General features: G+C 64.6%; 24 protein-coding genes and 1 tRNA gene. 8 read left to right on the plus strand and 17 right to left on the minus strand.

The annotated features are described in order from the left end of the window. Positions 1–446, minus strand: a 446-nt coding sequence (locus QZ269_RS03685) for an ABC transporter substrate-binding protein (protein WP_291424431.1), incomplete at its 3' end; no start/stop codon positions are given. Positions 447–981: 535 nt separating this feature from the next. Here QZ269_RS03685 and QZ269_RS03690 point away from each other — a divergent pair. The 3 genes from QZ269_RS03690 (at position 982) to QZ269_RS03700 (ending at position 2,762) form a co-directional block, all read left to right on the plus strand. Beyond that, complete coding sequence (locus tag QZ269_RS03690; protein WP_291424434.1) at positions 982–1,440, plus strand: acyl-CoA thioesterase; 459 nt, start codon at positions 982–984, stop codon at positions 1,438–1,440. Between the two features lie 94 nt (positions 1,441–1,534). Next, a complete protein-coding gene (locus QZ269_RS03695) occupies positions 1,535–2,431 on the plus strand; it encodes an SMP-30/gluconolactonase/LRE family protein (RefSeq protein WP_291424436.1) in 897 nt (298 codons plus the stop codon). Positions 2,432–2,534: 103 nt separating this feature from the next. Next, positions 2,535–2,762, plus strand: a complete 228-nt coding sequence (locus QZ269_RS03700; RefSeq protein ID WP_291424437.1) for a hypothetical protein — start codon at positions 2,535–2,537, stop codon at positions 2,760–2,762. Between the two features lie 502 nt (positions 2,763–3,264). Here QZ269_RS03700 and QZ269_RS03705 read toward each other — a convergent pair. The 11 genes from QZ269_RS03705 to QZ269_RS03755 all read right to left on the minus strand — a co-directional run bounded on the left by QZ269_RS03705 (position 3,265) and on the right by QZ269_RS03755 (position 13,930). After that, positions 3,265–6,213, minus strand: a complete 2,949-nt coding sequence (locus tag QZ269_RS03705; protein WP_291424440.1) for an adenosylcobalamin-dependent ribonucleoside-diphosphate reductase — start codon at positions 6,211–6,213, stop codon at positions 3,265–3,267. A gap of 284 nt (positions 6,214–6,497) precedes the next feature. Next, positions 6,498–7,217, minus strand: coding sequence for a zinc ribbon domain-containing protein (locus QZ269_RS03710; protein ID WP_291424442.1), 720 nt, complete (start codon positions 7,215–7,217; stop codon positions 6,498–6,500). A gap of 3 nt (positions 7,218–7,220) precedes the next feature. Further along, positions 7,221–8,444, minus strand: a complete 1,224-nt coding sequence (locus QZ269_RS03715) for an MFS transporter (protein ID WP_291424444.1) — start codon at positions 8,442–8,444, stop codon at positions 7,221–7,223. A gap of 69 nt (positions 8,445–8,513) precedes the next feature. Next, positions 8,514–9,218: an endonuclease III gene (gene nth / locus QZ269_RS03720; RefSeq protein ID WP_291424446.1), complete on the minus strand. Its 705-nt coding sequence runs from the start codon at positions 9,216–9,218 to the stop codon at positions 8,514–8,516. 132 nt (positions 9,219–9,350) lie between these two features. Continuing rightward, positions 9,351–9,426, minus strand: a tRNA-Asp gene (locus QZ269_RS03725). A gap of 289 nt (positions 9,427–9,715) precedes the next feature. After that, positions 9,716–10,681: a methionyl-tRNA formyltransferase gene (gene fmt / locus QZ269_RS03730; RefSeq protein WP_291424447.1), complete on the minus strand. Its 966-nt coding sequence runs from the start codon at positions 10,679–10,681 to the stop codon at positions 9,716–9,718. Continuing rightward, positions 10,678–11,307, minus strand: coding sequence for a peptide deformylase (gene def / locus QZ269_RS03735; RefSeq protein WP_291424493.1), 630 nt, complete (start codon positions 11,305–11,307; stop codon positions 10,678–10,680). Before def ends, fmt begins: the two co-directional genes overlap by 4 nt. Positions 11,308–11,538: 231 nt before the next feature. Next, positions 11,539–12,027: a PaaI family thioesterase gene (locus QZ269_RS03740; protein ID WP_291424449.1), complete on the minus strand. Its 489-nt coding sequence runs from the start codon at positions 12,025–12,027 to the stop codon at positions 11,539–11,541. Positions 12,028–12,055: 28 nt separating this feature from the next. Beyond that, a complete protein-coding gene (locus tag QZ269_RS03745; protein ID WP_291424452.1) occupies positions 12,056–12,955 on the minus strand; it encodes an ROK family protein in 900 nt (299 codons plus the stop codon). Positions 12,956–13,145: 190 nt separating this feature from the next. Beyond that, complete coding sequence (locus tag QZ269_RS03750; RefSeq protein ID WP_291424454.1) at positions 13,146–13,448, minus strand: hypothetical protein; 303 nt, start codon at positions 13,446–13,448, stop codon at positions 13,146–13,148. Next, complete coding sequence (locus tag QZ269_RS03755; RefSeq protein WP_291424456.1) at positions 13,445–13,930, minus strand: thioesterase family protein; 486 nt, start codon at positions 13,928–13,930, stop codon at positions 13,445–13,447. Before QZ269_RS03755 ends, QZ269_RS03750 begins: the two co-directional genes overlap by 4 nt. Positions 13,931–13,965: 35 nt before the next feature. On the opposite strand from QZ269_RS03755, the gene QZ269_RS03760 reads away from it, so the two are divergent. Then, positions 13,966–14,544: a hypothetical protein gene (locus tag QZ269_RS03760; protein WP_291424458.1), complete on the plus strand. Its 579-nt coding sequence runs from the start codon at positions 13,966–13,968 to the stop codon at positions 14,542–14,544. A gap of 603 nt (positions 14,545–15,147) precedes the next feature. Then, complete coding sequence (locus QZ269_RS03765) at positions 15,148–15,690, plus strand: DUF2231 domain-containing protein (RefSeq protein WP_291424459.1); 543 nt, start codon at positions 15,148–15,150, stop codon at positions 15,688–15,690. 166 nt (positions 15,691–15,856) lie between these two features. On the opposite strand, the gene priA is transcribed toward QZ269_RS03765, so the two are convergent. Then, positions 15,857–18,610 carry a primosomal protein N' gene (gene priA / locus QZ269_RS03770; protein WP_291424461.1) on the minus strand — a complete coding sequence of 918 codons (2,754 nt, stop codon included), beginning with the start codon at positions 18,608–18,610 and terminating at the stop codon, positions 15,857–15,859. Between the two features lie 297 nt (positions 18,611–18,907). After that, a complete protein-coding gene (locus QZ269_RS03775; RefSeq protein WP_291424463.1) occupies positions 18,908–19,582 on the minus strand; it encodes a DUF2270 domain-containing protein in 675 nt (224 codons plus the stop codon). Between the two features lie 121 nt (positions 19,583–19,703). Here QZ269_RS03775 and QZ269_RS03780 point away from each other — a divergent pair, with 121 nt between their 5' ends. Together QZ269_RS03780 and nth (QZ269_RS03785) are read left to right on the plus strand one after the other, a co-directional pair. After that, complete coding sequence (locus QZ269_RS03780) at positions 19,704–21,233, plus strand: UDP-N-acetylmuramoyl-L-alanyl-D-glutamate--2,6-diaminopimelate ligase (protein WP_291424465.1); 1,530 nt, start codon at positions 19,704–19,706, stop codon at positions 21,231–21,233. A 216-nt stretch (positions 21,234–21,449) separates the two neighbouring features. Continuing rightward, positions 21,450–22,193 carry an endonuclease III gene (gene nth / locus QZ269_RS03785; protein ID WP_291424467.1) on the plus strand — a complete coding sequence of 248 codons (744 nt, stop codon included), beginning with the start codon at positions 21,450–21,452 and terminating at the stop codon, positions 22,191–22,193. Positions 22,194–22,199: 6 nt separating this feature from the next. Here the strand turns inward: nth (QZ269_RS03785) and QZ269_RS03790 are convergent, their stop codons facing one another. Further along, positions 22,200–23,228, minus strand: a complete 1,029-nt coding sequence (locus QZ269_RS03790) for an MDR family oxidoreductase (protein WP_291424469.1) — start codon at positions 23,226–23,228, stop codon at positions 22,200–22,202. Between the two features lie 187 nt (positions 23,229–23,415). Here QZ269_RS03790 and QZ269_RS03795 point away from each other — a divergent pair, with 187 nt between their 5' ends. Beyond that, positions 23,416–24,873, plus strand: a complete 1,458-nt coding sequence (locus tag QZ269_RS03795) for a nitronate monooxygenase (protein ID WP_291424471.1) — start codon at positions 23,416–23,418, stop codon at positions 24,871–24,873. Here QZ269_RS03795 and QZ269_RS03800 read toward each other — a convergent pair. Next, positions 24,843–25,556: a PrsW family glutamic-type intramembrane protease gene (locus QZ269_RS03800; protein ID WP_291424473.1), complete on the minus strand. Its 714-nt coding sequence runs from the start codon at positions 25,554–25,556 to the stop codon at positions 24,843–24,845. The genes QZ269_RS03795 and QZ269_RS03800 overlap by 31 nt on opposite strands. Before the next feature lie 4 nt (positions 25,557–25,560). Beyond that, positions 25,561–26,091, minus strand: coding sequence for a crossover junction endodeoxyribonuclease RuvC (ruvC, locus tag QZ269_RS03805; protein ID WP_291424475.1), 531 nt, complete (start codon positions 26,089–26,091; stop codon positions 25,561–25,563). Positions 26,092–26,101: the final 10 nt, after the last annotated feature.

Here is a 26,101-nt window from a genome sequence, read left to right on the forward strand (position 1 = left end):
CCGTAGTTGTCGAAGCGCGGGGGCAACATGAAGGTCAGGGGGTTGTTGTTGTTCAAAATCTGCGGGTCGCTGCTGTAGGCCAGCAGCAAGAAGTTGGGGTCGCGGGTGGTCATAGGCTGGACCGTCAGAATGCCCCCGGCGTGCGGGATCAAGATGAACTTGACGCCCTGACCGGTCAGGCGCTTGACGTTGGTGGCGGTTTCGTTGGGTAAGTAGCGGTCATCAAGCGCCATCAGCTTGAAGGTGACCTTCTCGCCGCCGACCTTGATGCCGCCCGCCTTGTTGATGTCGTTGATCGCCATATCCAGACCGCTCTGGACATTCTTACCGTAAGACGCCGCGCCGCCAGACAGAGGGCCGGAATAACCGATGTTGACCACCTTGTCGGCGAGGGCGGGACTGACCATTAGGGAAAGTAGGGCGGATAGGGTAAGTAGTTGCTTCATGGGAACCTCCACGGTGGGGCACTACAGCCCGGCGCACCGTTGTTCTACAAATTATGGTTGTTGCGGTCATCCTGACATGTTCAAATATTCTGTGTCAATGAGCACCTTTCGGTGTGGGCCTCCGTTCACGGCGTGTCCAGAGCCAGAATGTCGGCCCTCTCTGGCCGGGGAGGGCAAAAATTTGTGACGTGCAGGCGATACTGATTCCGTTAAATTCTGGTACATTCGGGACGCGGGCAGGCTTGCTCAAGCGAGTCCGTTTTGGAATTCGTATAAGGACAACCAAGTTTGTCTTTAGACAGGCCGAGCGGACTCGTAGAGCTGCGCCGCAGAGCGAGTATGGGAAAAGGTGCGGCCCAGTGTGAGTGTAGGGATGACCCAAACATCAGGTCATCCCTACACGGCAACTTGGTCGTGCTTAACAACTATTTGTAAGTTGCTGGCATTCGTGGAGATGTATAGATAACAGGCCATAGAAGTGATTAGGACTGTGGGTGACGGTGTGCGGCAAAGTCACATGGCATAATTCTGATTGATGACCGAGAAGAAGCTGCCCGCCCCCCTGACGCCCGCCCCGCGCAGTCGCGCCCGGATGTTAGAACTGGTGTTTCCCAAGGACACCAACTATCACGGTACGGCGTTCGGGGGCTGGGTGCTGGCCCTGATGGACAAGGTAGGCAGCGTAGCGGCGGTGCGGCACGCGCGGGGCAGCGTGGTCACGGCCCGCAGCGACGCCGTGGACTTTCACCTGCCGATTCGGGTGGGCGACGCCGTGGCGCTCGACGCCCGCGTAATCCGGGTAGGGCGCAGCAGCATGACGGTGCAGGTGGACGTATACCGGGAAACCATGGCGTCCGGCGAGCAGCAACTGGCAACCAGCGGGTTATTTGTTTATGTGGCACTGGACGAAAACGGTCGCCCGCGCCCGGTTGACCCGCTGCTCCCGGAAGATGATCAGGACGCCGCCGACGCTACCTCCGACGGACGCCCGTAAAGCTACGCAAGTGGTAACCCTCCGGCGCAAAGACAGTCGGTGGAGCCGCGTCCTGTCTCATGACTGCCTGACCTGGGGGGCGCAGTATGGCAGCATGACCCAGTCCGCCCCCGCCCTGCAAGCGACCCGCCCGGAATTTCTCGACCTGTTTCCCACCGGGGCAGCGCCCGAACAACTGGGCGACGGCTTCGTCTGGACTGAAGGCCCCTGTTACGTGCCCAGCCGCCAGGCCGTCATTTTCAGTGACGTGCGAACCAATAAAACCTGGCGTTATTCCGACGCCGGGGCGCTGGAAGTGGAACTGGAACGCAGCGACCATCAAAACGGGCACTGTCTGGACGCGCAGGGCCGCCTGGTGGCCTGTTCGCACGGGCTGCGCAGCATTCTGCGCCAGGAGACGGGGGGCGAGTGGACCATACTGGCCGACCAATTCGAGGGCAAGCGGCTGAACAGCCCCAACGACATCTGCTTGCACCCCGACGGCAGCCTGTGGTTTTCGGACCCGACCTACGGCATCGACAAGCCCGAAGAAGGCTACGGCGGCGCGATGGAATTGCCGGGCCGCTGGGTCTTCCGGCTGGCGCCCGACGGCACCCTGACCGCGCCCATCCGAGACCGTACCAAGCCCAACGGCCTCGCGTTCGCCAGCGCCGACACGCTGCTGCTGGCCGACACGGGCGAGAGCAAGGTCTACCGCTACAGGGTCACACCGGACGGTCAGGCCGGGAGCGAGGGCGTGCATTTTGAACTCAGCCCCGGCAAGACCGACGGCCTGCGGATCGACGCCGCCGGGCGCATCTGGAGCAGTGCCGGGGACGGCGTACACGTGCTTTCGCCGGACGGACAAACTGAACTGGGGCGCATTCTGCTGCCCGCCACCTGTGCCAATCTGTGTTTCGGTGGGCCGGATGGCCGCACGCTTTACATGACCGTCAGCACCACATTCTGGCGTATTCCGACCACGGTGCGCGGGCTGAGCTGGCAGGCCTGAACTGGCCGGGGCTGAACTGGCGGGGCCGAGCGCCCCAGTAAACATCAAGGTTTTCCTTACCTTTTCAGCGCAGCCGCCTGAAGCGGGCCTCTACTATGCAGGTATGCAGATTTTGTCCCGCGCCCTCTTCCTGATCGGTCTGATTGTGGTCATTGCCAGCCTGGTGTACCTCGGCATGAATGCCATCTCGATCAACCAACTTCACGCGGTGGCGTACGCCAATAAGAGTAACGAAGGCCCCAACCCGGTCAACAACATCATGATCATGACGGGCCTGAGCATTGTCGGCAGCTTTCTGGCGGGCCTGGGCCTCAGTATGCCTAAGCGCTAAAGCTGTCTGGCGCGGTCTGGCTGCCGTGACCGGGTGGCAATAGCTCCTGGGTAGGCAGTTAACGCGCCTGCACTCTACCGGGCTGGCCGAGGCTCTGCGCGGCCAGCCCGAAGTCGGGGCATGACCGGAAGTGACGCCGCATTGGGCGCAGGCGCGGGAAGCCCAGGCACTGATGAAACGGACTGCCGATTGAACCAGGCCGTTTTGGCTTCAATCCGAGCGAACGCGAGTAGGAAAAGCTACGGGTTGTGGGTACAGTTCCTACAGCGACCACCCTTGGCTGCTTCCTTCAGTCGGGGTTCAACCAGGCTCCTACCCGTTCTGCACCCGGCAGCTCCTTAGAGCAGTTCTCCGAATGATGGGCACGTCGGAACAACACCGCCGCCCCCTTCATGCTACGTTCTGCTCTTTTTTTTCACTTGTTCCACTCGGCAAAAAGATGGTCAAAAGAGTACCATCTTTTTGCAAAATCCTCTAAGTGCGCTGTGCTAAGTACGGCATTTTACCCGCACTTGCTGTAGCCACAGGCCTGGCATTTCAGGCAGCCTTCTTCCCGGATGACCGCTTGGGCCTCGCACACGGGGCATTTTTCCTTTTGCATTCCGTCGGTGCTCACGCCGTGTGCCGCTGGCCCGGCGGCTACGACGCTGCTTTCGCCACTGCCTCCGGCTAGGGGGGGCAACTGCGCGGCGGCTTCCATGTCCTTTTGGAAGGTGTCGAGGGCCACCGCGATCAGGTCGGCCTTACTGCCTACCAGCCGCCCGTTGTAGCTGCCGTACAGCCCGCCGTTGATGCCCCGTAGCGTATGCACCAGCGCCTGCGCCGGAACGCCGTGCTGGAGGGCAATGCTCACCACGCGGCCCAGCGCCTCGGAGTCGGCGTTGGCCTCGTCGCCCGCGCGGCCCGAGATGACCATAACCTCTACAGGTTTGCCGCCCAGCTGGTTGACCGTCACCAGAAAGCTGCGGCGGTGGCCGCTGGTCGGGTCGGTCAGCTTGACCATATCGGTAATCCCGCTTAGGCGGGCGGGGCGCTCGTACTGCGGGCGGGCGCTGCCTGAAGCTGGGGCAGCAGGAAGCTGCGGGGTCACGGCAGGTTCGCTGGTCGGGGTTTCCTGGGACTCTTCCGTTTTGGCCTTCTTCTTACTGGTGCTCAGCACCTGGAACTGGCGCGAGCCGTCGCGGTACACGGTAATGCCCTTGCAGCCCGTTTTGTACGCTTCGGCGTAGGCGTCCTGCACATCCTGAACGGCGGCGCTGTTGGGCAAGTTGATGGTTTTGGACAGGCTGTTAGCCGCGTGCTGCTCGCCGTCGTCAAAGGCCCGCTGCACGGTGCCCTGCATCCGCACATGGTCGACCGGGCTAATGTCGTGGGCGCATACGAACACCTGCTGAATGGGTTCAGGAATAAAGCTGAGGCCCATCACGCTGCCGTGGTTCTCAGAGACGGCCTCCGTCACCTTGTCCCAGTCCCAGCCGCCGTCTTTTTCCATGCCCTTCGGTGCGGGGTAGCTTTCCAGCAGTTCCACGAACAGCGGGGCCAGCAGGGCGCGGTACTCGCTGCCGATTTTGCGCCAGATAAACGGGCTGAACACGGGTTCGATGCCGCTAGAGACGCCCATCAGCATGGAGGTGGTGCCAGTGGGGGCCACGGTCAGTACGGCCACGTTGCGGCGCGGCTTATGCGGAATCTTGCCAGCGTTGCGCTCGTACACGGCGTAGATGCCGCGCTCCTGGCCCAGGCGTTCGCTCTCGGCCACGGCTTCTTCCCGCAGCGCACTCATGATGTCGTAGATGGCCCTGCGCCCAGCCTCGTTGTCGTAGCGCAGGCCCATTTTAATCAGGGCGTCGGCCAGCCCCATCACGCCCAGGCCCAGCCGTCGCAAATCCTGCGAGGCCACGCGGTTGTCTTCCAGGGCGAACACGTTAACATCAAGCACATCATCAAGGAAGCGCACGCAGGTGCGAACGTCGGCGCGGAAGGTCGCGTAGTCGAAAGTGCTGTCCTTGACGTAGGCTGCGAGGTTGATTGCGCCGAGGTCGCAGGGTTCGCCCACGGTCAGGGGAATCTCGCCGCATGGATTTGTAGACTTGATCTCGTAGCGCTCACCCAGGTTTTTCAGCGCCGAGTGCTCATTGACCCGGTCATTAAAAATCAGCCCCGGTTCGCCGGTGCTCCAGGCGTGCTGGGCAATCTGATCCCACAGCCACTGGGCCGGAATACCGCCGCCGTACACCGGAACGCCTTTGGCCCCGTCCTCGGCGCGGTCGGGCAGTTCGGGGGGGGCGGCGCTGTACTCGCCTGGCTGCGGCGCGAGGTAATACTTGCCGGGCACGTCCTGCGCGTCAATTTGCCACAGCCCGCCCGCTTGCAGGGTCTCCCAGAACTTGGTATCCACCAGAATGGAGATGTTGAAGGTGGAAATGTCGCCCTCGGCGGCCTCACGGTCAAGGTCTTTGGCGGTCAGAAAGTCCAGCACGTCGGGGTGCGCGATAGAGATGGTCGCCATCCCAGCGCCCCGCCGCGTACCGCCCTGGCGCACCACCCGCAGTACCGGCGCGTACACGTAGCGCAGCGTGTTGATCGGCCCGCTCTGTTCGCCGCCCCGGTTGGCCCACTCTAGAAAGTTGTCGAAGATTTCCAGCAAAAAGCTGACCGGCCCGCTGCTGGTGCCGCCCGAACCTTGAATCGGCGCACCCTCGGCCCGCATCTCGCTGAGGTCAAGGCGAGGTTCCACGCCCAGCTTGGCGGTTTCGGCCACCAACCGCGCCGCGTCCACGATGCCGCCCATGTCGTCGGGTACAGTCTGTACGCCTTCGGGTAGCGTGCGCACAATCTGCACGCCGTTGGCCCGCGCACTGGCGACCAGTTCGGGCAAAATGGCCTGACCGTAGACCACCCGCGTCCAGTTGCGCACCGCTACCGGTTGCTTTTCGCCGTCGGGCTGGGTGGGCGGGCGCATCAGGCCCTCGATAAAGTCCTGCACGTCGGCATGCGTGGCGCTCATGTAGACCCAGCCACGCACGCCGTTGTCGCTGCGACTGTTCTTGGCGCGGGGCGTGTACACGTCCAGGTTTACGCCGTTCCCGCCGCCCACTTTGGTCACCAGGGCCAGCTTCTTGGCGACTTCCATCACGCCCTCGAAGCTGCTGGCGTCGTGCTCGGTGGCTCCCTGCACAAAGCAGTTGAGCACGTTCCCGTGCTGCGTCCCCGCCCCCGCCAGCACGCGCCCACCGGGGCAGAACTTCTTCTCGGCCATCAGGTCGTAATACTGCTGCGCCCAGTTCAGGCGGGTTTCGGGGGCCTCGGCACTCGCCACCCAGTCGGCAATTCGCCAGAACATGCCGCTGATATCGCCGTCGCTGGGTTGCAGGTACTGGCGCTTGGCGATGTGCTGGGCGTTCTCGTCGAAATGCTGGGCGGTCTTGTCGGTGCGGGTCGTGGTGGTCATACAAACTCCTTGAACTGAGGGCGGCCATAAAAAGCCTTCCATCTTTTCAAAAGACGGAACAGGCCTGGAACGAACTGACGGAAAAACCATGAGGACGCGACCCTTGAATCGCTGTCATCTTCGGTAGTCGACTTTATCACCGGGCCTTGAAGGGCACAATAGCCCGACATACAACTGCTTGTACGCACGCAAAAAAAAGATACAAGATGGGCCTCCAACTGCTCTCAGCCAGAGGCCCCCTGGGACGGAAATTTTATGTTCTGCCCCCTAATTAGGGACTGTTTTTACATATCCAGACGAATAAGGAAGCGCCCGCAGCTGGGGCACTTCACGGGTGGAATATTCCCGAGAGCGACCTTTTGCTGAATGTTAACGGGCAGCATCACGTTGCAAGCCGAGCAGCGCCCCGCCTTGACCTCGGCCAGACCCAGGCCCTTCTTGGCCTTGCGAATCTGGTCGTACTCTTTGACGGTGCGGCTGTCGAGGCCGCCGACCAGTTCAGCGCGTTCGGTGCGCGAGTTCTCACCCTGGGCATGCAGACCCTTGATGCGCTTTTCGTCGGCTCCTTCCAGTTCAGCCAGGCCGGGGCGTCCGGTGCGGTGCTGCTCGCGCAGGCCACTGGCTTTTTCGGTCAGTTCGCGCTGGCGCTCGCGCAGGGGGGCCAGGTCTTCTTCCATTTCTTCAAGGCGCTCTTCGAGCTGCTGAAGGCGGCTGCCGTACTGGCTCTGGGCACGGGCGTCGAAGGCGTTTTTCTCCTGCTCCTCTTTGGCGCGGGCAATCTGGTCGCGCACGCTGGTCAGGTCGAACTCGGCCTGCTTGACGCGTTTTTCCACGCCCTCAAGGGTAATCTCGGTTTCTTCGAGTTCGTTGTTCAGGCGGTCTTGCTCAGCGCGGGCGGCACGCAGCGCTTCGGGGAAGTTAGCTTCCTCGTCACGCAGACGGTCGAGACTCAGGTCGAGTTCCTGAACTCGGTGCAGGCGCTGGAGGGGGGTCTGGTCAGTCATCCTTCACAGTTTACCCCCCTCCAGCGCTCTATGCCCCTGCGCCGGGCGATATAGCCCCAGATAAATCGCCGTGACGCTTGCGGCATACAGCACCAAAGTCCAACCGAACAAGACATTGAAGGCCAGCGTAAAGGGCAGCTGTGCCCGGACTACGCCCGAAAGCACGCTGCTTAAGGCCCAGCCCGCGTCCCAGGCGATCGTGTTGACCGCCGAATACATCGGGCGGTCTTCTTCCGGCAACGCGGTCATGGCGTAGGCCCCGTAGACCGGCCCGGCGGCGTTCATCAGCGCCCCACGCGTAAACAGCGCCAGCACAACCATCCACAGCTGCGGCGCAAAGCCCAGCAGCGCCAGAAAAGGCAGGCTGCTGGCCTGCACGACCAGCACCGCCTGAAGCTGCCCCAGGCGCTGCACCAGCAGCGGCTGAAGCAGCGAGGTAGCGGCAGTCGCCAGACTGGTCCAGGCAAACAGGCTGCCCAGGCTGGCGTAGTCGGTGTGAAAACGGCCCTCGATATACACGTTCAAAAAGGGAATGCTTGCGCCCGCCCCCAGCCCCACCAGAATGTTAGGCAGCACCAGCCGCGCCATTGTAGCCTTGTCCTTAATGGCAAAACTGCGGCCCCCCGGCCTGGTTTTGCCGGTAGGGCGCAGAAACAGCACCGGAATAAGGCCCAGAAATTCGATTCCGGCGGCCACCAGCAGCGCCGTTCGCAGGGCCTCGACCCCGTGCGCCGAGGTATGGGTCAGCGCCGCGTAGGTGTCGGGCACGCGCCCGCCGATCAGGTTGCCCAGAAAGCCTGCCCCGGTCATCAGGGCGCTTTGCACGCTGAAAAGGGTCACGCGGCTTTCCTCGTCGCTGTTGTTCGCCATAAAGGGCGACCCGGCGACCACGCTCAGCGCCGCGCCTGCCCCGGTAAGTAGAGAAGCCGCTACCACCAATTCTGGCCCATGCGACAGCGCCAGCAGCAGCGTGCCCAGCACGGTCAGCGCCGCCCCGATTTTCAGCGTGTGCGCGTTGCTGATGCGCCGGGCCAGCGCTACGGCGGGCAGGCTCAGCAGCGCCAGCGTCAACGCGGGCAGTGCATTCAAAAACCCCTGCCACTCGGCTCCCAGCCCCAGTGCCCGCAGATAGAAGTTAAGAAACAGTGACAAAAACGCCTGCGACAGCCCGAAGCTAAACGCCGACATCAGGTACAGCCAGACCTGACGCGAGAATTTCCAGGTCATGGGGAGCGCCTCTGGCAGGTCAGTGGGAAGGAGTGAGTGGCCAACAGGCAAAAACAACAGGCGAAAGCGTCATTTTTCAACGGTCTCCACCCCGATTTTCGGACAGAACCCAGCCATTAGGCAGCCGGGGCAGTTGGGCTTGCGGGCAAAGCACACCCGGCGGCCATGCAGGATCAGGCCGTGGTGCGTAAAAATCCAGTGGTCTTGCGGGAAAATGCGTTCCAGGTCGGTTTCTACCCTATCGGGGTCGGTCTGCGCGCTCAGGCCCAGGCGGCGGGCGAGGCGGCCCACGTGGGTATCCACGGCAATGGCCGGGTAGCCGTAGGCGTTGCTGAGCACCACGTTGGCGGTCTTGCGTCCGGCACCGGGCAGCGCGACCACTGCGGCGAAGTCGTTCGGCACCTGCCCGCCGTGGCGCTCGACCAGCCCCCGCGCCAGCCCGACCAGATTTTTCGCCTTGGCGCGGTACAGGCCAATGCGGCGGATGTACGGCTCAATGTCCTCGGGTTCAGCCAGGGCCAGCGCGTGGGCGTCGGGGTAGGCACCGAACAGTGCGGGCGTCGCCAGATTCACACTCACGTCGGTGGCCTGGGCACTAAGCACTGTGGCGACCAACAGCTCGAAGGGCGTGCGGAAATTGAGTTCGCAGACTGCGCCGGGATACAGTTCCTGAAGTGCCGCGAGCACCAGCGGAGCGCGGTCTTTCGCGCCGCTAGGCAGCCGGGCGGCAGGCTTACTGGTCTGGGCTGCCCGCTTGGAAGATGGACGAGTCACGGTTTCCAGCCTACACGCCCCGCGCAGAACTCCCAACGGCCAGATGGCGTAGGGGCAGGGGCGGGTCACTGGAAGCAAGACAACAAAAAACGCCCACTCGGGGCGCTCGCTGCTGAGACTGATCTCTTTTGATGGCGGTCCGGACGGGATTTGAACCCGCGACCTTCTGCGTGACAGGCAGATATGCTAACCGCTACACTACCGGACCAGCGGACAAAAGAGTACCCGCTAGGCTTAGCGGAAGTCAAGGGCAGGCTTTTGCGGGGCGTACCTCGCAACTGCGAGATCATTACACGTTGCGCTCAATTCCGGCACATCCGCCAGCCCGCTGACAACGCTGATGGCCAGATCGCTGGCCCCCATTTTTGGGTCGGTCGGTACTGGGATTGGTTGGTACTGGCACTGACACTGGCACCGGGTGCGCGGCGTGAAAGTGCTGTTGCCCGACTTCGAGAGCGTCAGCGGGGCCAACCGCGCCGCGATGACCCACAATCCGTTCAGAAAGTGGGACTCCAGAGGTCAAAGCGCGTGCCCTGGCCCAGTCCAGCGGCGCTGGCCCACTGCTGGGCGGGCTGGGCCTTTTTCGTTTCTGGCTGAACCTGGGCAATGCTGACTGCGCCACGGCCACACGCCACGACCACGCGGCCTTCCCCGATTCGCAAAAGCTCGCCGGGTTGCCCCTGCCCCTCGGCCAGCTGCAACCCACCGAGCTTGACCCGCGCTCCACCGAGAAAGGCAGTGGTCTGGGGCCACGCCGCCACGCCCCGGAAGCGGTTGACCACCTGCTGCGCCGCGTCTTGCCAGCGCACGAAGCCGTCTTCCTTGACCAGCATCGGGGCGTGGGTGGCCCCGGACTCGTCCTGGGGCGTGGGCGTCAGGGTGTCCAGGCTACAGAGCGCCTGCACGATCAGCCGCGCAGCCTGGGCGCTCAGGGCGTCGGCGAGTTCGTGGGCCGTCCAGTCGGCGGGAATGGGCAATTCCTCCTGAAGCAGCACCGGCCCGGTGTCCATGCCCTCGTCGGTCTGCATGATGGTGGTGCCCGTAACCGCCTCGCCGCCGATCAGCGCCCACTGGATCGGGGCCGCGCCACGCAACTTGGGCAGCAGGCTGGTGTGGGTGTTCAGAAAACCGTAGCGCGGAATGTGCAGCACGCTGGCGGGCAGAATCTTGCCATAGGCGCAGGTCACCGCCACGTCTGCGCCGCAGTCACGCAGTTGTGTGGCAAATTCGACGTTGTGGCGTAATTTTTTCGGCTGGGCCAGCGGCAAGCCGAGTTCGGCGGCGCGGGCGGCCACCGGCGGCGGCGTCAGCTTCAGGCCGCGTCCGACGGGTTTGTCCGGCTGGGCGACGACCAGCACGACCCCAAAGTGTTCCCGCACCGCGTCCAGCACCGGCAGGGCAAACGCAGGAGAGCCGAAGAAGGCGACCCGGAACGTCCGGCCAGGGGGCAGCTTGGGCGTCAAAGGTTCTCCCGCGTGTGCTGGCGCTGTTTTTCCCAGGTCGTGAGGTGATGCAAAAAGTTCTTGGAGGCCTGCTGAATCTTGAGCAGGTCGCGGCGGTGCTCGTCGGTGATCTCGGCGGGCAGATGGTCAAGAAACAGTTTGCCGTCGAGGTGATCGGTCTCGTGCTGGAACACACGGGCGAGGTAATCCTCGGCGTCCAGGGTCCGCGCCTGACCGTCCAGATCGGTGTAACTGACGCTCACGCGCCGGGCGCGGGGCACGCCTTCCTCGTAGATACCGGGAATGCTCAGGCAGCCTTCTTGGTACGACTTATCTTTTTTCTTGTCGAGCACCTTGATGACCGGGTTGAGCATCACGTACTCGCGCAGCACCCGTGAACGCAGCGGCTTTTCCTGGCCCTCTTTTTCTTCCTCATCATCCTCGTACTCGACTGCCACGAACATCCTCACCGGCAGGCCGATCTGGGGGGCCGCCAGACCCACGCCGCGCTCCTCGAACATCGTTTCGAGCATGGTGTCGGCCACTTGGCGCACCGTCTGCGGCTCGTAACCTGGCACATGCAGGGTGTCGCTAGGCTGAAGCGGCTTAGCCTTGCGCCGCAAGATGGGATCGCCATAAAGCCGCATGGGATAGATGCGGGGTTTGCCGCCGAATGAAAGGGTGGGGGTCGGTTCGGGCGTGGTCACAATGCCCCAGTTTAGAACATTCGCTTTCTGGACCAGAAGTCATACGGACTGCCGTCTGTTCCGTTGACCACCCGCAAGGACGCCGGGGTGCCCACTCCACGCCCGGAACCCCATATGAGCCACTGGCCGCCCGTAGGATTCCCGTCCCCAGGCTGCTTCAGTACCCAGACTTCAGGCGCCGAGGCTGATGACGTTGCAGGTGCAGCGGGCCAGACTGGTGACGCGCCCCTGCTCGTCGCGGATTTCCACGGTCCAGACCATCACCGTGCGGCCCCGGTAGGCCAGCTTCGCCTCGCCGATGACCACGCCCTCGCTGACGCCCCGGACGTGGGTGGCATTAAGGTCCACGCCCACAGCCATTTGCCGCGCCGCGTCCAGATTGGCCCACGACCCCACACTCGCCAGTTCCTCGGCCAGGGCCAGATTTGCGCCGCCGTGCAGGCGTCCGGCGGGTTGCAGGTTACCCGCCACCGTCATCTCGGCCACCAGCCGCTCACGCTCTACCCTCAGAAAGCGGATGCCCAGGCGCTCGCCCAGGGTGCCCGGCAACCCGCGCCCGCCGGGGCCATTGATCAGCGCCGCGACCTGCTCGGGCGACAGGCGTTCAAACTCTTCGGGCGAGGTCGGCAGCGCCTTTCTCAGTTCGGGGTGCAGCGTCATGGCCCCAGCATAGACGTTCGGCGGGCCTTCAGCCGTAGCGGGCCGCCAGCGCCGCGCCGATGACGCCCGCGTCGGTGCCCAGCTGGGCGCGGCGAATGGTCACGGGCGCAAAGCCCTGCGAGTATTCGTTGGCGGCCTTTTGCACGCCGTTAAAAAAGTAGTCGCCAACGCTGGCGACCCCGCCGCCGATAACAAACACTTCCGGGTCTATGATCTTTTGCAAGTCGGCCAGCGCCACCCCGATGTGTTTCATGGCCTGCTCGACCACGCGCCGCACGGCAGGTTGCCCCTGCTCAGCAAGTTGAAAAGCCTCGGGCGTGCTGACCTCGCGGTTCAGGGCGTAGCTGGCGTCCCGCGCGATGGCCGTGCCGCTGGCGACAGCTTCGAGCGCGCCGTCCAGCCCCACGCCGCTGACCGGGCCGCCCGGTTTGACGGTCATGTGACCGATCTCTCCGGCAATGCCGTGCCGCCCACGCCAGAGTTTGCCCCCCAGCACCAGCCCCGCGCCGATGCCGGTGCTGACCGTTACGTAGATGCTGCTCTCGGTGCCGCGCGCCGCACCCAGATGTGCCTCAGCCAGGGCGGCGGCCTTGGCGTCGTTTTCCAAAATGATGCGCTGCCCCAGGCGTTCGCGCAGCCCATCGACCAGCGGCACATCGGTAAACCCGTAGATGTTGGGCGCAAATTTGACGCGGGTGCGCTCGGCGTTCAGCGGGCCGGGCACGCCCACACCAATCAGCCGCGCTCCGGGCTGGGTTTCCTGAAGGGTCAGCACCTGCGCGGCCACCGCGTCAAGCACCGCTTCCCAGCCTGTTTCGGGGGTCGGCTGCACGTGCCGCCCCACCAATTGATCGCCGCGCAGCACGCCGCAGGCAATCTTGGTTCCACCGATATCCACACCAATGCTGATCTGTTCTGTCGCCGTCATCGTGAGCCTCACTTTGAAACTGAATAGACCTCTTGCAACAGCCGCCCGGTTATTCTAATTAGAGCCGTTCTCCGAAGTGATGGGCACGTCGGAACAACACCGCCGTCCCCTTCATTCTACGTCCTACTCTTTCTTTTTCACTCGTTCCACTTGGCAAAAGCGGGGATTGGGGGCGCGGCTTGCCCACAGGTTATGGAGTTGGGCCGGGGCGTTCCTCCAGGTCTTCCAGGTCTTTACCGTCCATGATCGCCACGGCTTCTTCCCACTGCACTTCAGGCACGTAGAGGCCCACGTTGCCCAGGTAGCCGCCCGTTTCGATCTCGATCACCGGACTCGCCATCACCCAGTTGAAGGGGGTACGCATAACGCTGACTACGCCGCCCTGCGCCAGGGTGCGCCGCCAGCCCTCGGCCAGCAGGCGCGGCAGGGTGTCGAGGCGCACCCAGATGTCGCCCTGGTAACGCACCTTGTCTTCAAAGGCAGGTCCGGTCACAATGTCGTCTGCTGTGGCCCGGCAAACAGTGGCGCCAAGGCGGCCTTGACTTCGTCTGGCAGGGGGGTGGGGCGCAGCGCCTGATCGACATGCACTTCCACACTGCGGGCTACTGCACTGACCACGCCGTCGGCCAGCATCCGCGAAGCGACCGTCCAGGACGAGGTGCCGACGCGCTCGATGACCGATTCGACCACGACCTCCTGGCCCAGTTTGATCTCTTGGCGGTAGTCCAGTTCGACCCGTGCCAGCACGGTACGGAGCGGGGCCGCAAGGGTGTCGCGCAGCATGATCATGCGTGAAGTTTCGAGGTATTGCACATAGATGGCGTTGTTCAGGTGGCCCATGGCGTCGGTGTCGCTGTAACGCATCTGAATGGGGGTGCGGTGCGCGCGGCTCCAGTCAAGGCGCTGAAGCTGACGTTCCAGGCTCGGCTGGGAATTGGGGGCGGGATTCTGGCTCTGAATAGGTGTCATACTCATCCCCCTTAGTGTAGACGGCGTATTCTCTTAAACCGATGCGTGCCGATTTTGATGGCCAGACTGCTGCTCCGACTGTCCCCGATTCGGCGGGGTCAGGCGCGGCGCCTCGACCGGCACGTAAAAGCGCCCCTGAACCTGAAACCGAGTGGACGCCCGAGCAGGGGCCAGAAGACAATGGAAGCCCAGACCCCGACCTGTCTGGGGAAAACGGTGCGGACGCGGATACCGGCGAGCTGTTCCCGCTGGGCAAGCGCGGCAGCCTGCTGGGACGCTGGGAAACGCTGAGCCGCCTGCTGGGCCGCTTGCCAGTTACCATGATGATGACCAGCCTGCTGCTGGCGCTGGGCATCGTGCAGCTCAGCTTTCAGATCGGCAACAGTATCTACCGCACGGTGGTCTGGACCGAGGATAGCCGCGCTGCCCAGGGCCGTATCGCGGGCCTACAACACGACGTGCAGGTGCTTCAGGAAGCCCAGAAGATGGCGACGGACCCGGCCTACTTGGAACAGCTGGCCCGCTGCCAGGGCTATGTGGGCGGCAAGGAAACCGTGGTGGTGGCGACCAACGCCCCGGCCAATCCGGGGTCAAGCTGCGACGCCGTGCGACTGCCCTGAGGCCTAGCCGGAAAGTGGCAACTGTCGAGTCAGTCGGTGAGCGGTAGTCTCGTGGATGCCCCACTCACTTCCCAAATGGCAAAAAGCGCGGTATTCACGGCAAGATTTAAAGCGGGTATACGCCCATACGACGCAAAAATTGCTTCCGTTTAGAGCATTTTGCAAGTAACTACTCAGCACGATGAACACGGCGAAAACCAGCCTCTAGATAGGTTTCTGTCGAAATCCGGGCTAAGAATATGTCCAAAACATCGCACCGCCAGTACACCGACTATAAACTTACTGCGATTTACTATCTAATTTCCCCAGATTTACGTGCTGAGTAGTTATTTTTGCAAAAAGATGTTCAAACGAGCACCACCTTTTTGCAAAATGGAACGAGTGAAAAAAAGAGCAGGACGCAGCATGAAGGGGGCGGCGGTGTTTTTACGGCGTGCCCATTCGGAGAACTGCTCTAAGCTTCAAACTGCGTGCTGCACAATCATTTTTCATCCTGTTGGCCTACAAAATTATTTGCGCAAGAGGTCTGATGAACAGGGCTTAATCCGGCTGTGGCCCAGACGAACGGCGACGGGCGCTACAACAGCAGCCAGGAGGCCCACCATGACGACCCTCAGCCAGTCCTTCGAGCAAGCAGTCACCGCGCCGCCTGCCGTCAACGACCTGACCACGCAACTTCTACCACTGGCACGTGAACTGGAAACCCGCTTGCCGCCAGAGGTACGGGACATTCTCCTTAACGACGGAGTCGGCCACCCCCTGCACCCCGTGCTGATTCACCTGCCCCTGGGCGGCTGGATTCTGGCCGCCGCGCTCGATTTCTGGCCTGGCGCAGGCCATGAACAGGCCGCCGACCGCGTGCTGCTTCTGGGAACGCTGGGCGCGGTGCCGACCGTGGCGGCGGGCTGGACCGAGTGGACCTGGCGACCCATGTCCCGGCAGGCCCGCAACACCGCTACCGTCCACGGCCTGGCCGAGGAGACTGCCCTTTTCCTGAACGTGGCCTCGTTGGTGGCCCGCCACCGGGGCCAACGCGCTCTGGGTAAGGCGCTCTCGCTGGCGGGGCTGGGGCTAGCTCTGGCGGGTGGGATGCTGGGCGGCCAACTGGTCTATGGACACGGCGTCGGTATGGCGGGGCGCAAGTAAACACACGTCAAATACGCTAGTTAGAGCAGTTCTGCGAATGATGGGTACGTCGGAACAACACCGCCGCCCCCTTCATGCTACGTCCTGCTCTTTCTTGTTTACTCGTTCCACTCGGCAAAAAGATGGTCAAAAGAGCACCACCCTTTTGCAAAATGCTCTAAACGGGCTACAGCCCCCCACGCGGGTTGACGTCTACACGCACGCGGGCTTTCCAGGTGCGGCTATCGAGGATACGCAGCAGTTCGCCGAGGCGCTGGTCGCTCCTGGCCCGCAAAAAGATGTGGTAGGGATACACGCCGCGCAGCCGGGCCACCGGGCTGGGCGCTGGCCCCAGCACCTCGGTTTCGGTGGCTCCCGCGCCGTGCAGGGCGGCGGCCAGTTCGTGCGCTGCCAGCTGCGCTTTGTGCGCCTCCCGCGCAGTAATTTCGATCTGGGCGAGGCGGGCGTGCGGCGGGTAGCCCAGTTCCTTGCGGGCGCGTTCCTCGGCCAGCGGGTAGGCCAGGGCGTCCTGGCCCGCGACCAGCACGCGCAGCGCCGGGTGGCTGGCCTGAAAGGTCTGCACCAGCAACAGTGGGGCGCGGCGGGGGTGCCACTCGGCCAGCTGGCGCAGCAGGCGGTGGTAGCGCTCGCTGGCGCGGAAGTCCGACACGCTCAACCAGGTGTCGGCCAGCGTAACCCCGATCAGGGCCAGATTTGGCGGCGCTTCTTGCGAAAGCAGCAGCTGCGTGGCGACCACTACCCCCGGCCCGCCCGCCTGCCACGCCGCGAGGTCGTCCTGATGGTCCTTGTCGAGCCGCAAGACTGGAAAGCCGGGTAGCAGACGGCGCACCTCCTGGGCAATCCATTCGGTGCCGGGGCCACGCGCCTTCCACATCCGTTCGCCGCAGTGGTCACAGCGGTCGGGGATGGCCTCGTGGTACCCGCACTGATGGCAGGTCAGCTGGCGGGTTTCCTGGTGAAAGCGCAGCGGCACGTCGCAGTTTTTGCAGTGGGGCGTGTGCTCGCAGTTCGGGCAGCGCAGCAGCGCCGAATACCCGCGCCGGGGGGCCAGCAACGCCGCCTGTCGCCCCCGTTCCTGCACCTGCCGCAGCAGCCGGGCAAGGTCATGGCTGAGCGGATAGCCCAAGTCGCCGGGCGTCAGATGCACGCTCGACAGCGGCCCCAGTTCGGGCTGTTCGGGCGGACTGGCGTAGTCCACAACGTGAATCCGGGCGCGGGGGGGCGCCAGCACCACGCCGGGCACAGGAACGCTCTCGGCGGCGGGCACACTGCCCACGTAGGCCAGCGCCGCCCCGTGCGCCGCCGCGATCCGGGCAGCCACGTCCGGCAAGAAGGCCCGCGAGCCGCTCAGGAGTTTGTGGGCGTCGCTGCCTTCTTCGAGCACCACGACCAGCGCCGGGTCTGCCAGCGGGGCCAGCAACGCGTGCGAACTGCCGATGACCAGCCGCGCCGCGCCCGTGCGCACAAGCCGCCAGCTTTCTTCCCGCTGCACGTCGCTTAGGCTCCCGGTGAGCTGTACGGCCTGCGTTCCGGCCCGCGCCGCCAGTCCGGATAGCCCGTCCCAGGCGCGGCGCAGCGTGGCGTAGTCGGGGGCCAGCACCAGCACGCCCCGGCCCTGTTCCAGCAGCCGCAGCAGGCGCGGGGCCAGCGCCCGGAACCGCTCGGCGGCGCGGCCCCCATGCAGCCGCCAGACCGGGCCTTCGGGCAAAGTATCGGTAGGCGCGGCGGGCGAGCCGGGCACAGGGGCAGGCAATGCCGGAGCAGGCGCGGGCAGCTGCACGCTGTCGGCCCAGCCACGGGCCAGCAGCGCTCCCGCCGCCGCCGGGCTAAGGTCCGTGGCCCTAGCCCACGCCGTGACAGTGGCCACCGGGCCATGTTCCCGCAGCCAGTTCCACGCGGCGGGCGGCGGCAGCTCGGCGAAGCCGTATTCGGCCCCGCCCGCGTTGAGCAGCCGGGTCACCTCCGCGTTGCTCACCCCGGCAGCGCTGGCCCACTGGCTAAGGTTTTTGACCGTGCCTGCCTGCTCCAGCCAGCGCCACGCCCAGCTCGGGGGGCGCTCCTGCGTGGTCTGGGTGGCCGCGCCGTACTCCAGCACCTTCTGCGCGGCGGCAGAAGTGACCCCAGCACCCCGCGCCCAGGCCGCGACCGAGAGCTGCGGCCCCTGCTCAAGCAGCCAGGCGTGGGCCTGCGCCTGCCTGACGGTCAGAGCCGCGCCGTGCGGCGAGAGTGCCGAGACGGCCTTGTGCATTCTGAGCGCCTCATCGACGTTGGCCCAGGGCCGGGGCACGATCACCGTTTCACTGCGGGCGGCGGGTGGCACCTGCGCCAGTTCCCGCGCCCGGATCATGGAAACGACGCGGGGAACAGGCAAAAATTCCTCGTCCAGCAGGCCCTGTTCACGAATCCGGTCGAGCAGCGCGGGCGCAAAGGCCCCGGCGTCGGTCCAATCGTGCCCCGGCACCTGGCGGGCAAACGGCGCCAGGTCTGCGCCTTCCACCGCCCGTACCCGGTGAACATAGTCGGCGTTCCAGCCCACGCCCAGCAGGTCAGACCACACCAGCCCGGCGGGAATGCGGGCGTCGGCGGCCCAGGCGCTCACGCCCTGCACGGTGGCAGGCGGCACCCAGGGACAGCCTGGCGCGTCGAGAAGGTGTACGGCCTCGCGCAGGCGGTGTGCGCCGTGCCCGTCCGACGCGCCGACCACCAGGGCCACGACCAGCTCGCCGCGCCAGGGCACCAGCACCCGGCAGCCCAGCGGCGCAGCCCCCTGCCAGTCCTTTTGCCAGCCGCTTTGACAGCCGCTTTGCCAGCCATGCGGCGGTAAAAAATCCACGGCTGGGACGGGCAAAGGCACGACCACCTGCCAGCTGCCCAGCAACGTCTCTGGGGGCGGGGAAGGGGCAGCAGCGTCGGCGCTCACAAGTTCAAGGCTAACGCGGGAAGGGCTTTTGAGAATGGAAGCTGCGGCCTTGTGCCCTTGCCGGGGTGCGGCCCGAACCTACTGACGTGCAAAGTCGGTCATGCCTGTCTCTCGGATTTGCCCCTAGTCTGGAAAAGCACCAGACGGGCCTCGGCCAGCAGCGCCTTACCGCGAAACCCGTAGCTTCCTCCCTCGTCTCTGCTCGGACTGAATTTGAAACGGCCCGGTTCAATCTCAATCCGTTGAGCACCAACCGCCGGAAACGAACCTACCGCGTGATCAGTCGGCGCCTTGCACTCAGCCCTCTTCCAGCGGATAGGTCCGCGCCGCGTGGAGCGCCAGCCAGATCAGGTAGCTGTAGAACGCCAGCACGCCCAGCAGCACCAGCCAGCCGGGAAAATTGCCGATGTCAGCCAGTGCCAACAGGGCAGGGGTGTCCAGTACGAACCCCTTGGGCACGCTGAGGTCGAGTTTGGCGAACCACGCCAGCAGCACCGCCGTGTAGATCCACAGGTAGTTGCGCCCCAGCCGCCAGCCCAGCGCGTCGTTACGGCTCATGGGACTTCGCGGCTTGGCGAGTTCAGCCAGCAGCAGCTGATGCCAGCCGGGGTCTACCTTGTCGCCCAGCATGGCCGGGAAAAAAAAGCGCTCCATAATCCTGACCCGGTGATGTGCGATCTCGTAGGTGCGAAACCGCCGCGCCTCTAGCCGCAGAAAAAAATAGTTCATGAACATGGCGAACAGAAAAGTCGCGTGACTGTTGTCACGGCTGCCCAGCGCAAAACTTGCCAGCCCCGCCGTGGTCACCACCGACCAGTTGGTGGTCATGTCGAGGCGCTGGCGGTACGCCGTCATCTTGCCGACCTCGGCGCGGTACAGGTGAATCAGCGCATTGGCCTGATTGGTGCTGTAACTGACTTCCGTCAGCCCCGACGCCTGGCCCGCGCCCGGCCCTCCGCCCGCGCCTGGCATCAGCGCCCCGGCCTCCCCTGACTTCCCGACTGCTGCGCCTTCATGCCCCCAGCGTAACGCCAAACGGAGCCAGACCTCTGCAGTTAAGCCGTGTCCGGTCACGTTTGCTACCCTCGGAAGGATGCGTCTCGCCGAGCTTGCCCACGCCCTGAACCTGCCAACTTTTAATCAGGCCGTCTCCAGTCGGCCCGGCGCTGCTCAGCCTGGCCCTAGTCCAACCGACCCTGCCTGGAACACCGACGTGACCGGAGTGACCCACAACGCCGACTGGGTGCAGCCCGGCGACGCTTTCGTAGCGATTCGCGGCGCGAAGTTCGACGGTCACGGGTTTATCGAAAAGGCGCGGGAACGCGGCGCGGTGGCGGTGCTGGGCGAGGGCCTGCCACAAGGACTGACCCCGGCCCTGCCCTACTTGCAGGTCACCGACGCCCGCGCCGCCCTGGCCGACGCGGCGGCGGCCCTGGCCGGACATCCCAGCCGCGCCCTGAAGGTCGTGGGAATTACTGGTACCGACGGCAAGACCACCACCAGCTGGCTGGCCCGGCACCTATTGCGCTCGGCGCAGCTAGCAACGGGCCTGCTGAGCACGGTGGGCTATGAACTGCCCGACGGCGAGCTGCGGCATTTCCCGGCCCACTTCACCACGCCCGAAGCGCCTCAGGTGCAGGCGACCCTGCGCGAGATGGTGCGTGCGGGCGGGCAGGCGGTTGTGCTGGAAGCCAGCAGCCACGCCCTGGCGCTCGACCGGGTGCGCGGCGTGGACTGGGACGTGGCTGTCTGGACGCACCTGAGCAGCGAACACCTGGATTTTCACGGCACGGTCGAAAACTACTTTGCCGACAAACGCAAACTGATCGAGCAGTCCAGATTCGCTGTGCTGAACGCCGACGACCCCTGGACTGCCCAGCTGACCAGAGTAGCCCCCGCCGAGACGACCTACAGCACCGAAGGCGTACAGGCCGACTGGCAGGCAAGCCAGATCGGGGAACGCGCCACTGGCCTGCACTTTCAGGTTCGTTCACCGCTAGGCGAGTTTGCAGCCCGCCTGCCCATGATCGGGCGCTTCAATGTCGCCAACGCGCTGGCCGCAATGGCCGCCGCCGCCCACCTCAGCGCGACTGCCGAACAGCTTCAGGCGGGCCTTGCCAGCTTCCGGGGGGTGCCGGGGCGCATGGAGCTGGTGCCCGGCGTAGCAGGCAGCCCCCGCGTGATCGTGGACTTTGCCCACACGCCGCCCAGCCTGGAAAAAGCCCTGAGCACGCTGCGGGCCACCACGACCGGGCAACTGTGGGTGGTCATCGGCTCGGCGGGCGGGCCACGCGATCCCTACAAGCGGGCGCCGCTGGGCGAGGTCGCCACCCGGCTGGCTGACCACGCCATTTTTACCGAGGAAGATCACCGCGACACGCCCCTGGCCGACATCCTGACCGAAATGGAACGCGGCGCGAACGACGCCGGGCGCAGTAATTACGCCAGCATCGGCCACCGCCGGGAAGCTATCCGGTACGCCATCGGGGCGGCACAGGAAGGCGACACGGTACTGCTGGCGGGCAAAGGTCCCGAGGATACTCTGGAACGCACCACCGAGACGCTGCCCTGGGACGAGGTCGCGGAAGCGAAGGCGGCTTTAGAGCACGACTCTCAAACCTGAAACCTTGCCAGCAGCCTCTTTTGGCCTTCTTCCGCTGGTCGGGGTAGAGCTGCGCCATGTTGCCCGGTGCAATCGGCAGTCTGTACTAGAGCAGTTCTCCGAATGATGGGCACGTCGGAAAAACACCGCTGCCCCCTTCATTCTACGTCCTGCTCTAAACCGCCCTTCACGCCGGACTTGTCAGCGCGGCACAGGCCAAAGCGCAAGCTGCGGGGCGTGAACACGACCCCGACCCCAAACGCCCCACCACTGAACGCCGTGCGCCCTGCCGGGGAGCGGGCCGAGCTGCTGACCTGGATCAAAGACTGCCTGCGCGAAACTTACGGCGAACTGGCCCTGCAACCACGCCGCGAGCCGATGCACGAGCTGATTTCGACCATCCTGTCGCAGCGCACTACCCACAAAGATGAGGAAGCCGCCTACTACAGCCTGAGCGAACTGGGCGACTGGGACGCGATCATCGAGGCGCCCACCGAAGCGGTCGCCCACGCCATTCGTCGCAGCAACTACCCCGAGAGCAAGGCCCCACGCATTCAGGAAACGCTGCGCCGCATCAAGGCCGCGCCCGGCGGCTATGATCTCGAATTCCTGCGTGAACTGCCCCTCAAGGAGGCGCTGAAGTGGCTAACTGACCTGCCCGGCGTCGGCGTCAAGACGGCTTCGCTTGTGCTGCTGTTCAATTTCGCGCGGCCCGTGTTTCCGGTGGATACCCACGTCCACCGCATCAATACGCGGGTCGGCACCATTCCTAAAATGGGCGAGCAGGCCGCGCACCGGGCGCTGCTGGCCCTGCTTCCACCCGACCCGCCTTTTTTGTTCGAGTTGCATAAGAACTTGCTAAAGCACGGCCAACAGGTCTGCCAGTGGACGCGCCCCAAATGCGGCGTGTGCGTGCTGCGCGAACGCTGCGACGCCTACGCCATCCACGGCGACCGGGTGCCCAGTTTCGGGGAAAAGTAGTTGGCGTTACTCCCCGGCCACCTGCACCACCACGCGCCCACGCACCTTTCCGGCCAGAATGTCCTCGGCCAGCCGGGGCAGGTCCGCGAGGCTGGCGGTGCTGACGCCCTCAGCCAGCAGCTTTTGCGGCAGGTCGCGGCTCAGGCGTTCCCAGGCCTGCTGCCTGCGCCCGGCGGGGCATGTCACGCTCTCTACGCCGCGCAGCGTCACTCCGCGCAAAATGAAGGGGGCCACGCTGGTCGTCATCTTCATGCCCCCGGCCAGTCCGCACGCCGCCACCTGCCCGCCGTAACGGGTGCTCGCCAGTACGCCCGCCAGCGTGTCGCCGCCGACCACATCTACCGCCGCCGCCCAGCGCTCCTTTTCCAGCGGCTTTTTCAGGGCGCTTAGTTCGTCGCGGTGAATGACGCTTCTGGCCCCCAGCCCGCGCAGATAATCGCCCTCTTGCTCCACGCGCCCGGTCGAGGCGGTCACGTCGTAGCCCAGCGCCGCCAGCAGGCTGACCGCCACGCTGCCCACGCCGCCTGCCGCGCCAGTCACCAGCACCTCGCCGTCACCCGGTTTCAGGCCGCCGTCTTCCAGGGCCAGCACGCAGAGCATCGCCGTCAGGCCCGCTGTGCCGATAGCCATAGTATCGTGCGCCGAAAACCGCTCAGGGCGCCCGACCAGCCACTCGCCCTTCACGCGGGCCAGTTCGCTGTAGCCGCCCCAGTGCCGCTCGCCCACGCCCCAGCCGGTCAGCACCACGTCGTCGCCGGGCTTAAAGGCCGGGTTGCCACTCTCCAGTACCTTGCCTGCAAAATCGATGCCGGGCACCATCGGATAATTCCTGACCACGCCGGGGCGGCCCGCCACCGCCAGCCCGTCTTTGTAGTTCAGGCTGGAGACCTCGACCTGCACCGTCACGTCGCCCACGGGCAACTGCTCGGTGGGCACGTCGGTCACGGCGGCCTGCACTACGTCGCCGTCCTTGGTCAGCAAAAGGGCCTTGAAGGTCTGGGGCAAGCTGGCCTGAAACGCACTGGGTTGTGTCATGTGTTCAGGGTAATGCATCCCGCAGCCCGGCACAGCAGGAAAACTGCGAGCGGAATTGAGCGCAGTCCGAATTATCTTTGACCGAGTACCAATAAACGTGTGCCAGCTTCAGAAGCCGCGATACTGATGCAGTATCCTGGGTTTCACTCTCAATTATCATGTTTTGCCCAGACCCTCCGAGGACGTTATGACTGAATCAACATCTATTTCTGCCGCGACTGGTTCTTCTGTCACTACGTTGCCCCGCATCATTCAGGGGGGCATGGGCGTCGCGGTTTCAGACTGGAGGCTGGCCAACGCCGTGTCGCGCACCGGCGAACTCGGCATCGTTTCGGGCACTGGCATCGACACCGTGCTGGTGCGGCGGCTTCAAGACGGCGACGAGGGCGGTCACAGCCGCCGCGCCCTGGCCGCCTACCCCAACCAGCAACGCGCCCAGGCCACGCTTGACAAATACTTTTTACCCGGGGGCCGCCAGGGCAAACCCTACAAGCGCGTGCCCTTGCCCAGTCTCAGTAGGCACCAGGAAACCTGGGAACTGTCGATTATGGGTGCCTTCGTCGAGGTCTGGCTGGCCCGCGAAGGCCACAGCAACCCGGTGGGCATCAACCTGCTGACCAAGCTGCAACTGTTTAATCTGCCCTCGCTGTACGGCGCAGTGCTGGCCGGGGCCGGAACGGTCATCATGGGCGCGGGCATTCCGCGTGAGATTCCGGGTGCCCTCGACGCCTTTTCCGCCGGAAAACCGGGTTCGTTCCGGCTGGACGTCAAGGGCGACCCCCAGGGCGAAACCCCGGTCGTGACCCTCGACCCCGCCGACTACGGTCTGGGAGGAATTGAGGTGCCGCGCCCCAGTTTCTACCCGATCATCACGTCGCATGTGCTGGCGAACGTGCTGCTCAAGAAGGCCAGCGGCAGCATCCAGGGCTTCGTGATCGAGGGGCCGACCGCCGGGGGCCACAACGCGCCGCCGCGTGGACAGGTCACCTACGACGACCTCGGGCAACCGATCTACGGCGAGCGCGACATCTGCGACCTCTCGGAGATGCGTAAGCTGAGTGTGCCGTTCTGGCTGGCCGGGGGGCAGGCCTCGCCCGAGTCACTCCGGGCCGCACTGGCCGAGGGCGCGGCAGGGATTCAGGTGGGCACGCTATTTGCCTTTTGCCACGAATCGGGCTTCCGGGCCGACTTTCGTCAACGGGTGCAAGTCCAGGCCCAGCAAGAGCGCCTGAGCGTGTTTACCGACCCGCTCGCCTCGCCCACCGGCTTTCCGTTCAAGGTGGTGCAACTGCCCGATACGCTGTCGAACCCGGCGGTCTACGCCGAGCGCCAGCGCGTGTGCGACATCGGCTACCTGCGCGAAGCCCACTGGGACAACAGCGGCAAAGTCGGCTGGCGCTGCGCCTCTGAGCCGGTAGACCAGTACCTCACCAAAGGCGGCAAGCCTGAAGACACCGTGGGCCGCAAGTGCCTGTGCAACGCGCTGATGTCGGACGCGGGGCTGGCCCAGATTCAGAAAAACGGCGATGTCGAAAAGCCGCTGCTCACCAGTGGCGACGGCATCTATGCCCTCAGCGACTGGAAGGTGGGCTACACCGCCGCTGACGTGATCGCCTACCTGCGCGGCGACGCGCCCCCGGCCTGAGCCGCCAGTACCTGATTGTGCTGGCGGGCGTGCGCCTCAAAACTGGCGTAATAGCGCCCGGCCATCAGCAGCATCAGAGTGACGGTCAGGGCCACGGCCAGCAGAGCCGTCCAGCCCGCTGCCCCACCCGTCAGCAGACTGTTGAACACAAAATGCAGCGCCACGCTGAGCAGTAGCCCCCGTAGCACCCATAGGCGCCCTTGCTGGCGGCCCAGTTGCCAGCGCTGTCCACCCAGCGCGTAGCCCTGCGGCGCACTGAACAGGGCGTGGGCCAGCGTGGTGAGCAGGGCGTGCCACGCCGCTACCCTGGGGCCGAAGCCCAGCACGTAAGTCAGGTTCTCGACCAGCGCGAAACCCAGGGCTGCCGTCACCGCGTAGACCAGACCGTCCATCGGTTCGTCGAAGTCATCCTCGGTGACGGCGGTGCTGGCGGCCAAAAACTTGCTGACTTCCTCGATCAGCGCGGTCAATAATGCGACCAGCAGCAGCAAAAGCGGCTGGTGAGCGCCCAGCAGCCTCCCCAGACTAGCTTCAAAAGCCGCCGCCACCAACCACGCGAACATGCCCCAGGCGAAGGTGCGGGCCAGCAGCCAGCCGGGTTCGGGGTGAATGTCGCGGCGCACGAAAAACCACAGCCACGCCAGCGTGATCGCGGCACAGACCAGCAGCGAGAAGGCCAGCATCAGGTCAGGAACGCACCAACGTTCCGGCGCCTGTGCTGGTGCCTGCGCTGGCCGCTGTCCGGGCCTGCATCGGCGCGTGGGCGAGGTGAGTCAGCGCCAGCGCCAGCGCGTCGGCGGCGTGGTTGTTAAACAGTTCGCGGATGCCAAGCTGCGCCTTGACCATATAGATCACCTGTTCTTTCTCGGCGCGGCCCGTACCGACCAGCGATTTCTTGACCTGCATAGGGCCGTAGGCATGCACCGGCACTTTGGCCTGGGCGCAGGCGAGTTGCACCACCCCGAACGCCTGCCCGACCTTGAACGCCACATCCGCCTGCTTGCGCAGAATCTGGTCTTCGATAGAAACAGCGTCAGGCTGGTATTCCGCAATGAGCCGCGAGACTTCTTCGTGGAGGTACTGCAAGCGCCGGGGCATGACCCAGGCACTCTCGGTGGTCAGGCAGACGTGGTGCAGGTGCCGGGCCTTACGAATATCCCCTTCCACCAGCCCCAGCCCCAGGTTCGCCAGGCCGGGGTCAATTCCTAAAACGATCATGACCGCAGGA

This window comes from Deinococcus sp., from assembly GCF_018260405.1.
GTDB lineage: Bacteria > Deinococcota > Deinococci > Deinococcales > Deinococcaceae > Deinococcus.

Bases quoted from the DNA above. Each gene is read 5' to 3' on its own strand.
- QZ269_RS03705 (WP_291424440.1), bottom strand. From the start codon at position 6,213: ATGACCACCACGACCCGCACCGACAAGACCGCCCAGCATTTCGACGAG.
- def (WP_291424493.1), bottom strand. From the start codon at position 11,307: ATGCGGCTTTATGGCGATCCCATCTTGCGGCGCAAGGCTAAGCCGCTT.
- QZ269_RS03775 (WP_291424463.1), bottom strand. From the start codon at position 19,582: ATGCCAGGCGCGGGCGGAGGGCCGGGCGCGGGCCAGGCGTCGGGGCTG.
- QZ269_RS03745 (WP_291424452.1), bottom strand. From the start codon at position 12,955: ATGACGGCGACAGAACAGATCAGCATTGGTGTGGATATCGGTGGAACC.
- QZ269_RS03695 (WP_291424436.1), top strand. From the start codon at position 1,535: ATGACCCAGTCCGCCCCCGCCCTGCAAGCGACCCGCCCGGAATTTCTC.
- QZ269_RS03795 (WP_291424471.1), top strand. From the start codon at position 23,416: ATGACTGAATCAACATCTATTTCTGCCGCGACTGGTTCTTCTGTCACT.
- QZ269_RS03700 (WP_291424437.1), top strand. From the start codon at position 2,535: ATGCAGATTTTGTCCCGCGCCCTCTTCCTGATCGGTCTGATTGTGGTC.
- QZ269_RS03715 (WP_291424444.1), bottom strand. From the start codon at position 8,444: ATGACCTGGAAATTCTCGCGTCAGGTCTGGCTGTACCTGATGTCGGCG.
- QZ269_RS03740 (WP_291424449.1), bottom strand. From the start codon at position 12,027: ATGACGCTGCACCCCGAACTGAGAAAGGCGCTGCCGACCTCGCCCGAA.
- ruvC (WP_291424475.1), bottom strand. From the start codon at position 26,091: ATGATCGTTTTAGGAATTGACCCCGGCCTGGCGAACCTGGGGCTGGGG.
- QZ269_RS03690 (WP_291424434.1), top strand. From the start codon at position 982: ATGACCGAGAAGAAGCTGCCCGCCCCCCTGACGCCCGCCCCGCGCAGT.
- QZ269_RS03760 (WP_291424458.1), top strand. From the start codon at position 13,966: ATGCGTGCCGATTTTGATGGCCAGACTGCTGCTCCGACTGTCCCCGAT.
- QZ269_RS03765 (WP_291424459.1), top strand. From the start codon at position 15,148: ATGACGACCCTCAGCCAGTCCTTCGAGCAAGCAGTCACCGCGCCGCCT.
- QZ269_RS03800 (WP_291424473.1), bottom strand. From the start codon at position 25,556: ATGCTGGCCTTCTCGCTGCTGGTCTGTGCCGCGATCACGCTGGCGTGG.
- QZ269_RS03790 (WP_291424469.1), bottom strand. From the start codon at position 23,228: ATGACACAACCCAGTGCGTTTCAGGCCAGCTTGCCCCAGACCTTCAAG.
- QZ269_RS03755 (WP_291424456.1), bottom strand. From the start codon at position 13,930: ATGAGTATGACACCTATTCAGAGCCAGAATCCCGCCCCCAATTCCCAG.
- QZ269_RS03710 (WP_291424442.1), bottom strand. From the start codon at position 7,217: ATGACTGACCAGACCCCCCTCCAGCGCCTGCACCGAGTTCAGGAACTC.
- QZ269_RS03780 (WP_291424465.1), top strand. From the start codon at position 19,704: ATGCGTCTCGCCGAGCTTGCCCACGCCCTGAACCTGCCAACTTTTAAT.